A 12,324-nucleotide genomic window follows, 5' to 3' on the forward strand; every position below is an offset into this window, starting at 1 on the left:
TGCCCGACGGCAGGGTCGTCACAGGCAGGACCGGCACGCTGCTCGGCGCGGCGAGCGCACTGCTGATGAACGCGCTCAAGGCCGTCACCGGCGTGGACGACGATCTGCTGGTGATCGACGACAAGGCGATCGAGCCGATCTGCCGATTGAAGACCGAGCATCTCAACAGCGTGAACCGTCGACTGCATTCCGATGAGACGCTGATCGCACTGTCCATCACGAGTTCGACGGATGAGACCGCGGCCCGTGTGATCGCAGGCCTTGAGCGCCTGCGCGGCTGCGACGCGTTCTTCTCGGTCATCATCTCGGCGGCCGACGAGGCGCTCTACCGCAAGCTCGGCATCAACGTCTCCTGCGAGCCCAAGTACGAGCGCGTCAGCCTCTACCACAAGTAACCATAGGTTTCGGCCCCCTCTGTCTATTGACGATCCCCGTCGTCAACCCATTCGAGGATGTCGCCTGGCTGGCAGTCGAGTTCGCGGCAGATCGCGTCGAGAGTGGTGAATCGCACCGCCTTGGCGCGTTCGTTCTTGAGGATCGACAGGTTCGCCGGAGTGATGCCGATGCGTTCGGCGAGCTCGCCGACACCGATTCTGCGTTTGGCCATCATGACGTCCAAATTGATACGGATGGACATGCTCAGATCACCTGCTCCAGTTCGTCGGACTGGTCGGTTGCGGCTCTGAGCAGTCCTCTCATCACCGTCATCAGCAGATCGAATCCTATTTCGGCGATGAGGACGACTCCGAGCATGAACGCGACGGCGTAGTAATCCATCGTCTCGATGACGGGATCGTTCCAGCCCGAGATGAGGAACACTACGAGCACGAGGAGAGTCAGCGCCGTGGCGGCGGCAGCGCATCCGATCACCCAGTTCACGCAGGTCAGGGCCTTGGCGGTGAACACGCGTCCCGAACCGGACAGTGTGAGCAGCCGCCAGACCGCGCCGAACGCGATCTCGACGCACAGCAGGAACAGCTCGCCCGCGATCAGATACGGCCATCGCATCGCCGCCTGATTCTGCGGATAGAAGAGGTCTCCCACCGCCTGCGACAGCGTGGGCACGACGACGGCCTGTCCCCACAGACATCCGATCCAGATGAGCACGACGATCCCCTTCAGTACGTCCAGCACCCACCGATTCATATACCGTTGCATGATCGGCAACCCCTCCCGGTTCTTAGTCATCCATTTTTGTTTTTCAACATAATTATATTGAAAAACGATATGAGCAGCAACCTATCGGCCGGATATGCCTGGACTCCACCGAGATCGGATGTGTTTGACCGGGTTCGACCATATTCGGATGGATCGGACCGGGGCCGATCGGGGGCCGATCGGGCGGATGCGGCCGCGACTGTCCTCGCACCCGCCCTCATGCGTGTCGCGGCGTACGCTCCTCGTGGCTCGGGCGACCCTATTCCCCATCCGCGTACGCTGAGGCTTTCTAGGTATACGTTCCCTGTGGCTATCCGGCTCCTACCCCCTGTTTTCGTATGCCTACCGTTCCGTAGCGTACGAAAACGGGGGACATCATCGACGAAGCCCCGTTCCCCGTATGCTGGGCGGACGTCAGCGTACGGGGAACGAGGCTTCATGCAGGATGGCCACGGAATACGTATGGAATGGAACCGTCCGATTCCCGTGTCCTCACGCCGTGCCAGTGCCGGCGTTCGGATTGAAGGTAGGGGAGGCCACCGGCGCGAGCAACACGCGACCGGATCCTCGGTATACATTCACCAGCCCCTCGCCGCTCGCGGCCGAGCCGATCAGCGTCTTGCCGGACCGTTCCACCGTGAACTGGAGTCCGGTGGTCCATGCGATGGCGAAGTTGCCGTCGATCTTCAGCTCATCGTCCTCCAGATCGATGGTGACGAGCTCCGACGCGGGGACGGGGGATTCCAGCGCGACCGTGCCCTGCCCCTGGAGAGCAAGGTTGAACAGTCCCTCGCCGCCGGCGACCATCGCGCTCGGACGGGAGACCATCACCGCCCTCTGCTGCACCGTCGACTCGCATGCGTAGAACAGGCCGTCGTTGACGGTCATGGATCCACCCATCTGCATCGGGTCGATAAGCAGGATATGCCGGTACGTCGGCTCGAGCACCAGCACGCCGACGCCCTGATACTCGGGTTTGATCGCGGACTCCTTGGTGACGGCGCCGCGCGCCATCTTGCCGAGGAAATCGCCCACTCCCTTCAACCCGGTGGTGGCCTGAATGTGTCCGGCCTGCCATTGCATGGCACCGGCCTGCACGGTGATGCCCGTCTTCCCATCGAGCGTGCACACCACCTGCCGGCGGCGCACGTTCATCTCGGATGCGAAGTAGGCGGCCGCCGCGCCGCCGTAGTCCACGGACAGATCCCGCTTCCATTCGATGACCTGAAACGCGCCCTGCCGCGCGACGATATCGACGTCGTCATTGTCGGTGAAATTGTAGATCCTCACGGTTTACTCCCTTGTCTGATGGTGGTTGGCGGTTCCAGCCCGATGCCTCCCAACATACTGTCAGTCTCGTGAACCGCGTAGCGACCTGTGGACGCCTGTGGACAACTCCGGAGGCATGTCGACAACTCGATCCGGCTGAGTTCGAACCGGCGTCAATTCTGTTCGTCGAGCGGGTCGAAGCTGATGGTGAGCCTGCGGCCCATGCCGTGGGCGAGCGCCTCGAGCGAGCGGAACGATGGGTTGATGTGCGCCTGCTCGATGCGCTGGATCGTGATGCGCGAGACCCCTGTGGCGTCGGCCAGCTGCTGCTGGGTCATCCCGCACTCCTTGCGCGCCTGAAGCAGCGCCGCCCCCACCTCGGGATAGATGCGTTCCTTGGTTGCCGTGCTGTCGGTGGTTGTGGCCATATGCCGCGTCCTCCTTAGGTTGTATCCGTCACGGTATTCGGCCGTCGGGCGATGACGTCCGTGGACGTTGCAAATTTGGATTGTATCGTCGATGATACTTCATGAATCCGGAATGTGTGATGGTGCGTACTCCTTGCGCGCTGGATATGTGCGCTGTAAAGCTTCAAGGATTGATCCCCTTCGTATTTTGTGGCACAATAATGATATGAATATATTGCCCTCGGCACTCAAACACGGCATCGAACCGGACGATGCCATGTATGTCGTAACGCATCCGATACGCGAGCTGATGATGCGCGAGGAGCCACTGAAGGTGTTGTATCTCGGCATATCGCCGGACGGGATACCGCTGGAGGTCATCGTGGTCGACACGTCGAGAGGACCCGCATTGCTTCATGCGATGCGCATGCGGACCAAATATGTAAAGCTCATAGAAGGAGGAAGACAATGGACATGACACATGATTACACCATGCTTTCATATGACGATCTGCCGGCCGAGGAGGCCGCCATGCTGCAAGCCGACGCGGAGGAGGCCGAACGCGGGTATACCGACGAGCAGATCGAAGAAGCCATGCGCAGGACGCCGGGGCGCCCGTTGGCGGTGGGATTGACGCCTGCTTCCAACGTGATCCGCGTACGTTTGGATGATGAGCGCGACGCCAAACTGGAACGGTACATGCGCAATCATCACATGACCCGCAGCGCGGCGGTGCGGGCCTTGCTCGACAAGGCGCTCGCCGAAGTGTGATGACTACGCTATTGCCGTAACGGCAATAGCGTAGTCGTGCGGATGACCTGACATCCATAAGCAAGATGCGAGAAAGGGAACCGTCATGGAACAAGAACCGCTGGCTCTTGGTGATCTGAAGCCGAACATAGCGCTCCTCGGTCTGGTGCCGGGCAAGGCCGCGACCATCGTCGCCGTCATGCCGGTGGGGGATGCCGCGGTCAGCCTGTTCTACACGACCGCCGATGGCGAGACGGGTCAGGAGATCATCGACGCGGCCGCGGTCGCCCGATTGAGCGTCGTCCATGCCGAGGACGGAGGCCAGCGGTTCGACGCGGATCCCGATGAGTTCCGTCTAGCGGCGGAGGCGCTGCGCATCAGGTACGCGGCGTTGTACGACCCGATGGCCGCGGTCTATTCGTCGGACATCGACCCGCTGCCACATCAGATCCGCGCGGTCTACGAGGACATGCTGCCGAAGGTGCCGTTGCGTTTCCTTCTGGCGGATGATCCGGGTGCCGGCAAGACCATCATGGCGGGCCTGTACGTCAAGGAGATGCTGTTGCGTTCGGCCGCCGAGCGCGTGGCGATCGTCTGTCCGGGCGGGCTGGCGGAGCAGTGGCGTGACGAGCTCGCGCAGAAGTTCTCGCTTGATTTGGGTCTTCGTCAGTTTGCGTGGTGAGGTGTTAGGTTCCCGCGACGATGATGCGTGGGGGTTCCGGGGGATTCAGTGCGAGAAACCGGGGTGGCTGTGCTGAATCCCCCGGATTCGCGGGACTCAGCATGGTTGCGGGTGGTTTCGTCGTTGAGTCCCGCGACTCGGACGCTGTACCTGCGGTCATCTGTCGGTCGTAGATTATGAATCATTGGAATTCCGCCGTTCCTGGATGGCGCTGCTGAGTATCTCTGGTCTGGTGCCGGTGTGGGTGGGTGTTGTTGCGGGACTCAGCGCGAACATCGCGGGGAACCGCATTGAGTCCCCCGGGTTCGCGGGATTCAGAGCCGGAATCGACCCCGGCTGCGCTGGGTCCCTCGCAGACGGTCGAGATGGACCATAACGGAGAGCGGGCAGATCGGTGGAATGGCTCGGAATCGTTGAAATACCGCACCACCTCCGTTACCACGTCCATGGCGTGTCGCGAAGGGCGTGACGACATCGTACGGTGGCCGGGACACATGCACGTTCGTTATGTCGGCTATGTCGTCGCAACGTTGCTTTTTGCTGAACTCTACACTGAATACACTGAATAAATGGGGGCATCAAATGGTGCCCCCGTATCTTGAATAGGTTGGAAGCGCTTCCTACGCCTCCTGCTCCTTCGGAGCGGAGAGGAAGTGGTCCTCGCTCGGCAGTACGGCGTTGAGCACCACGGCGACGACGAATGCGACGGCGATGCAGTTCGAGGCGAAGATCTGCTGGAACAGGGCCGGGAACTGGTCGAAGATGTCGCTCACCTGCGTGAAGCCGATGCCGATCGTCAGGCTCAGCGCGGCGATCGTGATGTTGCGCTGCGTGAAGCCCGCCTCGGCGATCATCTGGAAGCCGGAGAGGATGATGTTGCCGAACATCATGATCGTGCAGCCGCCGAGCACCGCCTGCGGCAGGGAGTTGAACACCTCGGCGATGGCCGGCACGAAGCTCGCCACCACGAGAATCAGACCGCCGGAGAGGATCACCTTGCGGTTGACGACCTTGGTCATCGCCACGAGTCCGATGTTCTGTGCGAACGAGGTCAGCGGCAGACATCCGAACAGGCCGGACACCGAGGAGATCAGACCGTCGCCCGCGATCGCGCCGGCGGTCTCCTTCTCGGTGGGCAGGCGGTTGAGGCCCACCTTGGTCAGGGCGGCGGTGTCGCCGAGCACCTCGACCGAGGAGACGACGTAGAGCAGGGCGAGCGAGATGATCGCGCCCGGATCGAACTCCGGCTTGAACGGCATGAACTGCGGCACGGAGACGATCGCGAGGTTCTGGAATCCGGAGAAGTCGACCTTGCCCATGGCGATCGCCGCCACATAGCCGACGACGAGGCCGAACAGCACGGACAGCTGCTTGGCGGTGCCCTTCATGAGCAGCTGGAACGCGAGGCACGCGATCAGCGAGATCAGGCCGAGCGTGAGGTTCTGCCACGAGCCGAAGTCCTTCGCGCCGGAGCCGCCGCCGAACGAGGTGGCGCCCACGTTGAGCAGCGAGAAGCCGATCGAGGTGACGACGATCGCGGAGACGATCGGCGGCACGAACCTGCGCCAGTACTGCGCCGTCAGGCCCAGCACCAGCTCCAGAAGGCCGCCGACGATCACCGCGCCGACGACCGCGCCGTAGCCCTTGTCCGCGCAGATCGCGACCGCGGCCGCCACGTACGTGAACGAGATGCCGGTGACCATCGGCAGCTTCGAGCCGATGCGCCACGCGCCGTACAGCTGCAGGCAGGTGCCGAGGCCCGCCACCAGCAGACCGGCCTGGATGACCGCGGCCGACTGGGCGGCGCTCATCTTCGCGGCCGAGGCGACGATGAAGATCGGGGCGAGGTTCGCGACGAACATCGCCATCACGTGCTGCAGGCCGAAGGGGATGCCCTTCCAGAACGACACCGGCGCGTCAAGGGAGGTCAGCGCCTCCATCGAGATGCCGGCCTTGCTTGCCTTGTCGGTCTTGCCGGCCATGTTTGCGCCGGTGTTCTTCTCTTTCTGCTCTTCCATTGGTTCCTCTCAATATAGAATCAACACGTTGTTCAGTTTTGGTTGCCCAAATCAACATGTTGATCGGTTACGACACCATCATGAAAACGGCTCCCCGATGGGGAGCCTTGGAATACATGCGGATGCGCCCGCACGGACATCAGTCGCGGAACGTGATCTCGCCGGTCTCGGCGTCCATCGACTCGACGATGGCGAGCGAGTCGACGTCGTAGCCTTCGGCGCGCAGCGCGTCGCCGCCGCCCTGGAAGCCCTTCTCGACGGCGATGCCGATGCCCTCGACCACTGCTCCGGCCTCCTTGCACAGGTCGATGAGTCCGTGCAGCGCCTTGCCGTTGGCGAGGAAGTCGTCGATGAGCAGGACGTGGTCGCCGGCGCTGAGATACTTCTTCGCGACGATCACCGGGAACTCCTTCTGCTTGGTGAAGGAATAGACGGTGGTGGTGTACTGCTCGCCGTCGAGGTTGATCGACTGCGCCTTCTTCGCGAACACCACCGGAACGCCGTTGAAGTGGCGCGCCGCGACGCATGCGATGCCGATGCCGGAGGCCTCGATGGTGAGGATCTTCGTGATGGTCCTGCCGGCGAAGTGCTCGGCCCAGGCCGCGCCCATGTGATCGAACAGCGTCACATCGCACTGGTGGTTCAGAAAGGCGTCCACCTTCAACACATTGCCGGGCTTGACCGTGCCCTCCTTGCGGATGCGTTCCTCAAGTTCCTTCAAAACAACCCCTTTTGACGAATGGCGGGTAACGAATGGTTGAACAGCCAGTTTACGTCGTGTCGGTGACCGCCGCGGCTGAGCCGTGCGATCCGCCTCGCGCCGTCCTCCCACACAATCATCGCCATCCCGGCCGACGATGCCATGTGGTAGACATGTATGGCCGAAAAATTCCACGGCAAGACGGTTCGCCAATACGTTCACAGTTCACACGACAGGGGAGCAGCGTGCAACAGGATCCGGATGTCATCGCAAGAAGCGCCGAGGAGCTCGTGGGGGATCTCAACCCGCAGCAGTCCCAGGCGGTGCAGTATCGTGGGCCGGCGCTGCTGATCGGCGCGGGCGCCGGCTCCGGCAAGACCCGCGTGCTGACCCGTCGCATCGCGTGGATCCTCAGCCAGTTCGGCGCATGGCCCAGCCAGATCCTCGCCATCACGTTCACCAACAAGGCCGCCGCCGAGATGCGCGAGCGCCTCCAGACGCTGATCGGACCGGTGGCCCAGCGCATGTGGGTGTCGACCTTCCACTCGGCGTGCGTGAGGATCCTGAGGCGCGACGGCAAGGAGATCGGGCTCAAGAGCGGCTTCTCGATCTACGACTCCGCCGACTCCGAGCGTCTCGTCAAGATCATCGCCACCGAGTTCAACATCGACGTCAAGCGCTACACGCCCCGTTCGATCCTCGGACGCATCTCCGACTACAAGAACCAGCTCATCTCCGTCTCCACGCAGCTGGCGGCCTACGCGCCCGACTTCAAGCCCGGACAGCGCGGCTACCGGATCAGCAACTTCGACAACGTCGAGGAGCTGTATGCGATCGTCTACGCCGAGTACGAGCATCGCCTCGCCCTCGCCAACGCCGTCGACTTCGACGATCTCATCGTGCGCACCGTCGAACTGCTGCGCGAGCATCCGCAGGCCGCCGAATACTACCGGCACAAGTTCCGCTACATCCTCGTCGACGAGTATCAGGACACCAACCATGCGCAGTACGTGCTCGTGCGCGAACTCGCCGGCGTCGACTCGCGTGACGGACGGGATCCGGCGTGGATCACCGTGGTGGGCGATTCCGACCAGTCGATCTACGCGTTCCGCGGAGCCGACATCCGCAACATCCAGGACTTCGAGCAGGACTTCCCGGATGCGAAGACCATCATGCTCGAACAGAACTACCGTTCCACGCAGACCATCCTCGACGCCGCCAACGCCGTGATCTCCCACAACGAGGGACGCAAGCCCAAGAAGCTGTGGACCGCCATCGGCAAGGGGGAGCCGATCGTCGGCTATGCGGCAGACAACGCCCAGCAGGAGGCCCAGTGGGTCGCCGGCGAGATCGCCAGACTCCACAGCGAGGAGTCCATCGCCTATTCGGACATGGCGGTCATGTACCGCGCCAACGCGCAGTCCCGCTCGTTGGAGGAGGCGCTCATCAACGCGGGGATGCCGTACCAGCTGGTCGGCGGCACCAGGTTCTACGAACGTCGCGAGATCAAGGACGCGATGGCCTACCTGCAGGCCATCGTCAACCCGGACGACGACGTGAACCTGCGCCGCATCCTCAACGTGCCCAAGCGAGGCCTGGGCGCCCGTGCCGAAGGCATCATCCTCGACTACGCGCGCGCCAACGGCGGCAGCTTCTTCTACGGTCTCATGCACATGGACGAGATCGAAGGCATGCCCACCCGTACGCTGAACCAGCTGCACGCCTTCCGCGATCTCATGGCCGGCCTGTCCGCGTTCGCGCGCGCCAACGACGCGCATCCCAGCGACGTCGTCGCCGAGGTGCTCGACAAGTCCGGACTGCTCGACGAGCTGCGCAAATCCGCCGACCCGCAGGACGAGTCGCGCATCGAGAACCTCTCCCAGCTGCAGTCCACGGCGGCCGAGTTCGAGCAGAAGACCCCCGACGCCACCCTGGGCGGGTTCCTCGAGACGACGGCGCTCGTTGCCGACTCCGACCAGCTGCCCGGCGAGGGGGAGGACTCCGGCAAGGTCACGCTCATGACCCTGCACACCGCCAAGGGCCTCGAATATCCGGTGGTGTTCCTCACCGGCATGGAACAGGGCACGTTCCCGCATTCGCGCTCCCTCGAGGACACGAGCGAACTGGCCGAGGAGCGTCGTCTCGCCTATGTGGGCATCACCCGCGCCAAGTGCCGTCTCTACGTCACGCGCGCCGACGTGCGCAGCCAGTGGGGCAAGGCCGCCGAGATGCTCCCCAGCCAGTTCCTCGACGAGATCCCCGACGAGCTCATCGACTGGAAACGCCGTGAATCCGACGTCGAGCGCATGCGCGCCAACTGGGACGACGACGAGTTCGGCGGCTGGGACGACGACTTCTCCTCCGGGCCGACCTTCGGGGGTTCGGGGTCGTACGGGTCGTCCTCGTATGGCTCGTCGTACGGCGGATCCACGTACGGTTCTTCCGGCTCGTCGTACGGCTCGTCGTCCTACGGTTCACGCGGGGGAGGACGATATGGCTCGTCGTACGGCTCCTCGACCTACGGTTCGTCCACCTACGGCGGCTCGTCGGGTTCGTCGTACGGTTCCTCATCCTCATCCCGTTCCGGTTCGTCGTCCCGTTCGTCCCGATCCTACGGATCGTCGTCCTATGGGTCGTCCTCCTCGACCGGGCGATCCGGCAAGGTCTCGACCCGCCGCGTCACGCCGAAGGCCTCCGCCGCATCGACGGCTTCGCAGGGCATGCACGACAACGGACTCGACATCGCCGATTTCGCGATCGGCGATCGCATCACCCACGATCGCTTCGGCATGGGCAAGATCATTGACATCCAGGCCGCGGGTCCGAGGCCGGTCATCACCGTCGACTTCGGCTCCGACGGGGTCAAGCGCCTGTCGCTCAAGAACGCGCCGATCGAGAAGCTCTGAAGTCTGTCCGCACCTCGGGTGTATATTAGACGTTTGTGTCTGCCGCAAGGCGGATACGTCTGGAGTCTTAGCCCATCAACGGGTCGGCGGCTTGCCGCTTGGGAGCTTCCCAAGGAAAACAGGCCGCTCGTGAGCGATCACGACGAAGCGTTGGAGAGGCCCGACTCAGCGTGGAAGGCCAACAAGGCCACCCACGTTCCGTTCAGATAACGACAGAAAGATAAAGGAATAATCATGACGAACGTTCAGCGTTCCCGCCGTCAGGTGCGCCTTTCCCGCGCCCTCGGCATCGCCCTGACCCCGAAGGCCCAGCGCATCTTCGAGAAGCGCCCGTACGCCCCGGGTGAGCACGGCCGCACTCGCCGTCGCACCGAGTCCGATTACGCCGTGCGTCTGCGCGAGAAGCAGCGTCTGCGCGCCCAGTACGGCGTGTCCGAGAAGCAGCTGCGTCGCGCCTACGAGCAGGCCACCCACGTTCCGGGCCAGACCGGTAACGCCATGCTGGCCGACCTCGAGGTCCGTCTCGACAACCTGGTCCTGCGTTCCGGCTTCGCCCGCACCACCGCCCAGGCCCGTCAGTTCGTGACCCACCGCCACATCCTCGTGGACGGCAACATCGTCAACCGTCCGTCCTACCGCGTCAAGCCCGGCCAGACCATCCAGGTCAAGCCGAAGAGCCAGACCATGGTTCCGTTCCAGATCGCCGCCGAAGGCGTGCACCGTGATGTGCTGCCCGCGGTCCCCGGCTACCTCGATGTGAACCTGCCGTCCCTCAAGGCCACCCTGACCCGCAAGCCGGAGGTCGATCAGATCCCGGTGCAGGTCAACATCCAGTACGTGGTCGAGTTCTACGCCCGCTGATCCGGGCCCACTTCTGTATCCATTACAGTCAAGGACATACCGCCCGAACCCCGCGCTCCCGTCTGGGACGCGGGGTTCCCGCGTTATGGGGGAGCACGGACTCGCGCCGCCGTCGCGGCGGCGGTAGAGTGGACCCATGATCCTCCACCTGCATCTGGTCCGCCACGGACAGACCACGTTCAACCGCTACAACAGGCTTCAGGGATGGTGCAACGCGCCGTTGACCGAAGCAGGCCTCGCCGACGCCGACAAGGCCGGACATCGACTCGAGCACTACGACTTCGCCGCCGCATACTGCTCGGACACCTCGCGCGCCCAGATCACCGCCGCGCGCATCCTCGACATCAACGAGGCCGCAGGCCACACACGCCCCGCGCTGATCTCCGACATGCACTTCCGCGAGCAGTGCTACGGCTACTTCGAGGGGCAGGACATGTCCCTGGCATGGACCGCCGCCGGCGGACCCCACGGCGCGAGGAACTACAACGAGATCGTCGAGAAGTTCGGCCTCGCCGCCACCCGCGACTTTCTCAAGGAGGCCGACCCGTTCCACGATGCGGAATCGGATGAGGAGTACTGGACCCGCGTCGAGGGCGCGTTCGCGCTCATCGCCGCCAATCCCGATCTCAGGGACGGCGACGACGTGCTCCAGATCTCGCACGGCAACACGCTGCTCAGCCTCGGACACCGATTCGGCGGCAGCGATCTCGATCTGAGCGAGAGGCCGAGGAACGGCTCCGTCACCGACATCGACTTCGATACGTCCAAGCCGTTTGCCGAGGCGATCACCATCGTGTCGTACGGCAAGTGATACCCTATTGCGAGTAACTGTGACATAGGAGGCTTTATGGGAGTTGGAGAGATCGCCGGATTGGTGGCCGCCATCGCGTTCGCCGTGCTCGCCGGGTTCATGATCTATCCGCTGATCCGTCTGGGCAAGCTGTTCGACCAGATCGCCGCGACCGTCAAGGAATCCGGCGATCACGCCATCCCCGCGCTCGATGAGGGAGTCACCACCGTCAAGCAGGTCAACAAGTCGCTCGAGGACGTCAACAAGATCTCGGCGGCCGCGTCGACCACCGCCAACAACGTCGGCGCACTGACCGACCTGTACGGTTCGTTCCTCGGCAAGCCGGTGATCAAGATCGCGTCGGCCGCATACGCCCTGAAGTCCACCGCCGCTTCCTTCCTCGCCGAGGGCAAGCCCGCGGCGAAGCAGGAGGAGAAGTGATGTTCAAGCGCATCTTCTGGGTCGGTCTCGGCTTCGGTCTCGGCGTGATCGCCGTCTCCAAGGCCCAGGCCTACGTCAAGGCCAACACCCCCGACGCCGCGCGTCAGTTCCTGCTCGGCCCCGATCAGGACAATGTCACCGTCAGGACGCTCGCCGGCCTGTTCGATGAGTTCAATACCGCGCGCAAGGCCCGTGAGCATGAGCTCAACGAGCGGTATTCGAAGGACGTCCACTAGACGGGGACGGGTCGAACGCACGGGCACGGAGCCGGTAGCCCCGATCCCATGTCCCGCGGTGACGGATCGGCCGAGGAATGATCATCCGGTCGCCGACATCCATCGA

15 protein-coding genes are annotated in these 12,324 nt (G+C 63.3%); 9 read left to right on the top strand and 6 right to left on the bottom strand.

Features of this window, described 5'->3' with window-relative positions; translation table 11 throughout:
* Window positions 1–395 (top strand): DUF1846 family C-terminal domain-containing protein (locus BCAL_RS09545; protein WP_043260101.1); only part of this gene is annotated, 395 nt, incomplete at its 5' end.
* Window positions 396–418: 23 nt separating this feature from the next.
* Here the strand turns inward: BCAL_RS09545 and BCAL_RS09550 are convergent.
* From BCAL_RS09550 to BCAL_RS09565, 4 genes are all read right to left on the bottom strand, one after another.
* On the bottom strand, window positions 419–637 hold the full coding sequence (locus BCAL_RS09550; protein WP_043164162.1) for a helix-turn-helix domain-containing protein: 219 nt from the start codon (window positions 635–637) through the stop codon (window positions 419–421).
* A gap of 2 nt (window positions 638–639) precedes the next feature.
* Entirely contained in the window at window positions 640–1,134 is a 495-nt protein-coding gene (locus tag BCAL_RS09555; RefSeq protein WP_238549683.1) for a DUF2975 domain-containing protein, read from the bottom strand.
* Window positions 1,135–1,650: 516 nt separating this feature from the next.
* Entirely contained in the window at window positions 1,651–2,448 is a 798-nt protein-coding gene (locus BCAL_RS09560; RefSeq protein ID WP_043164160.1) for an AIM24 family protein, read from the bottom strand.
* Between the two features lie 152 nt (window positions 2,449–2,600).
* Window positions 2,601–2,855, bottom strand: a complete 255-nt coding sequence (locus BCAL_RS09565) for a helix-turn-helix domain-containing protein (RefSeq protein ID WP_043164158.1) — start codon at window positions 2,853–2,855, stop codon at window positions 2,601–2,603.
* Window positions 2,856–3,060: 205 nt separating this feature from the next.
* Between BCAL_RS09565 and BCAL_RS09570 the strand changes: the two genes are divergently transcribed.
* From BCAL_RS09570 to BCAL_RS12860, 3 genes are all read left to right on the top strand, one after another.
* Window positions 3,061–3,312: a hypothetical protein gene (locus BCAL_RS09570; RefSeq protein WP_043164156.1), complete on the top strand. Its 252-nt coding sequence runs from the start codon at window positions 3,061–3,063 to the stop codon at window positions 3,310–3,312.
* Window positions 3,303–3,605 (top strand): hypothetical protein, encoded by a 303-nt coding sequence (locus BCAL_RS09575; protein WP_043164154.1) that lies wholly within the window; start codon window positions 3,303–3,305, stop codon window positions 3,603–3,605. Before BCAL_RS09570 ends, BCAL_RS09575 begins: the two co-directional genes overlap by 10 nt.
* Before the next feature lie 85 nt (window positions 3,606–3,690).
* A complete protein-coding gene (locus BCAL_RS12860; RefSeq protein WP_052118974.1) occupies window positions 3,691–4,266 on the top strand; it encodes a DEAD/DEAH box helicase family protein in 576 nt (191 codons plus the stop codon).
* A gap of 620 nt (window positions 4,267–4,886) precedes the next feature.
* Here the strand turns inward: BCAL_RS12860 and BCAL_RS09585 are convergent.
* Window positions 4,887–6,248, bottom strand: a complete 1,362-nt coding sequence (locus BCAL_RS09585) for a nucleobase:cation symporter-2 family protein (RefSeq protein ID WP_043164377.1) — start codon at window positions 6,246–6,248, stop codon at window positions 4,887–4,889.
* 175 nt (window positions 6,249–6,423) lie between these two features.
* Window positions 6,424–7,005 (bottom strand): xanthine phosphoribosyltransferase, encoded by a 582-nt coding sequence (locus BCAL_RS09590; RefSeq protein ID WP_043164152.1) that lies wholly within the window; start codon window positions 7,003–7,005, stop codon window positions 6,424–6,426.
* Window positions 7,006–7,157: 152 nt separating this feature from the next.
* On the opposite strand from BCAL_RS09590, the gene BCAL_RS09595 reads away from it, so the two are divergent.
* The 5 genes from BCAL_RS09595 (at window position 7,158) to BCAL_RS09615 (ending at window position 12,218) form a co-directional block, all read left to right on the top strand.
* Window positions 7,158–9,890 (top strand): ATP-dependent helicase, encoded by a 2,733-nt coding sequence (locus BCAL_RS09595; RefSeq protein WP_081887412.1) that lies wholly within the window; start codon window positions 7,158–7,160, stop codon window positions 9,888–9,890.
* A gap of 234 nt (window positions 9,891–10,124) precedes the next feature.
* On the top strand, window positions 10,125–10,751 hold the full coding sequence (rpsD, locus tag BCAL_RS09600; protein ID WP_043164149.1) for a 30S ribosomal protein S4: 627 nt from the start codon (window positions 10,125–10,127) through the stop codon (window positions 10,749–10,751).
* 136 nt (window positions 10,752–10,887) lie between these two features.
* Entirely contained in the window at window positions 10,888–11,562 is a 675-nt protein-coding gene (locus BCAL_RS09605) for a histidine phosphatase family protein (RefSeq protein ID WP_043164147.1), read from the top strand.
* 36 nt (window positions 11,563–11,598) lie between these two features.
* A complete protein-coding gene (locus BCAL_RS09610; RefSeq protein ID WP_043164146.1) occupies window positions 11,599–11,982 on the top strand; it encodes a DUF948 domain-containing protein in 384 nt (127 codons plus the stop codon).
* Window positions 11,982–12,218, top strand: coding sequence for a hypothetical protein (locus BCAL_RS09615; protein ID WP_043164143.1), 237 nt, complete (start codon window positions 11,982–11,984; stop codon window positions 12,216–12,218). Before BCAL_RS09610 ends, BCAL_RS09615 begins: the two co-directional genes overlap by 1 nt.
* The last annotated feature ends 106 nt before the right edge of the window (window positions 12,219–12,324 follow it).

It is taken from the genome of Bifidobacterium callitrichos DSM 23973 (genome assembly GCF_000741175.1).
Classification (GTDB): domain Bacteria; phylum Actinomycetota; class Actinomycetes; order Actinomycetales; family Bifidobacteriaceae; genus Bifidobacterium; species Bifidobacterium callitrichos.

What these genes read in the sequence shown, in the direction of transcription:
- BCAL_RS12860 (WP_052118974.1), top strand. Translation starts at nt 3,691, where the DNA reads ATGGAACAAGAACCGCTGGCTCTTGGTGATCTGAAGCCGAACATAGCG.
- BCAL_RS09550 (WP_043164162.1), bottom strand. Translation starts at nt 637, where the DNA reads ATGTCCATCCGTATCAATTTGGACGTCATGATGGCCAAACGCAGAATC.
- BCAL_RS09615 (WP_043164143.1), top strand. Translation starts at nt 11,982, where the DNA reads ATGTTCAAGCGCATCTTCTGGGTCGGTCTCGGCTTCGGTCTCGGCGTG.
- BCAL_RS09610 (WP_043164146.1), top strand. Translation starts at nt 11,599, where the DNA reads ATGGGAGTTGGAGAGATCGCCGGATTGGTGGCCGCCATCGCGTTCGCC.
- BCAL_RS09595 (WP_081887412.1), top strand. Translation starts at nt 7,158, where the DNA reads ATGTATGGCCGAAAAATTCCACGGCAAGACGGTTCGCCAATACGTTCA.
- BCAL_RS09585 (WP_043164377.1), bottom strand. Translation starts at nt 6,248, where the DNA reads ATGGCCGGCAAGACCGACAAGGCAAGCAAGGCCGGCATCTCGATGGAG.
- BCAL_RS09605 (WP_043164147.1), top strand. Translation starts at nt 10,888, where the DNA reads ATGATCCTCCACCTGCATCTGGTCCGCCACGGACAGACCACGTTCAAC.
- BCAL_RS09570 (WP_043164156.1), top strand. Translation starts at nt 3,061, where the DNA reads ATGAATATATTGCCCTCGGCACTCAAACACGGCATCGAACCGGACGAT.
- rpsD (WP_043164149.1), top strand. Translation starts at nt 10,125, where the DNA reads ATGACGAACGTTCAGCGTTCCCGCCGTCAGGTGCGCCTTTCCCGCGCC.
- BCAL_RS09565 (WP_043164158.1), bottom strand. Translation starts at nt 2,855, where the DNA reads ATGGCCACAACCACCGACAGCACGGCAACCAAGGAACGCATCTATCCC.
- BCAL_RS09575 (WP_043164154.1), top strand. Translation starts at nt 3,303, where the DNA reads ATGGACATGACACATGATTACACCATGCTTTCATATGACGATCTGCCG.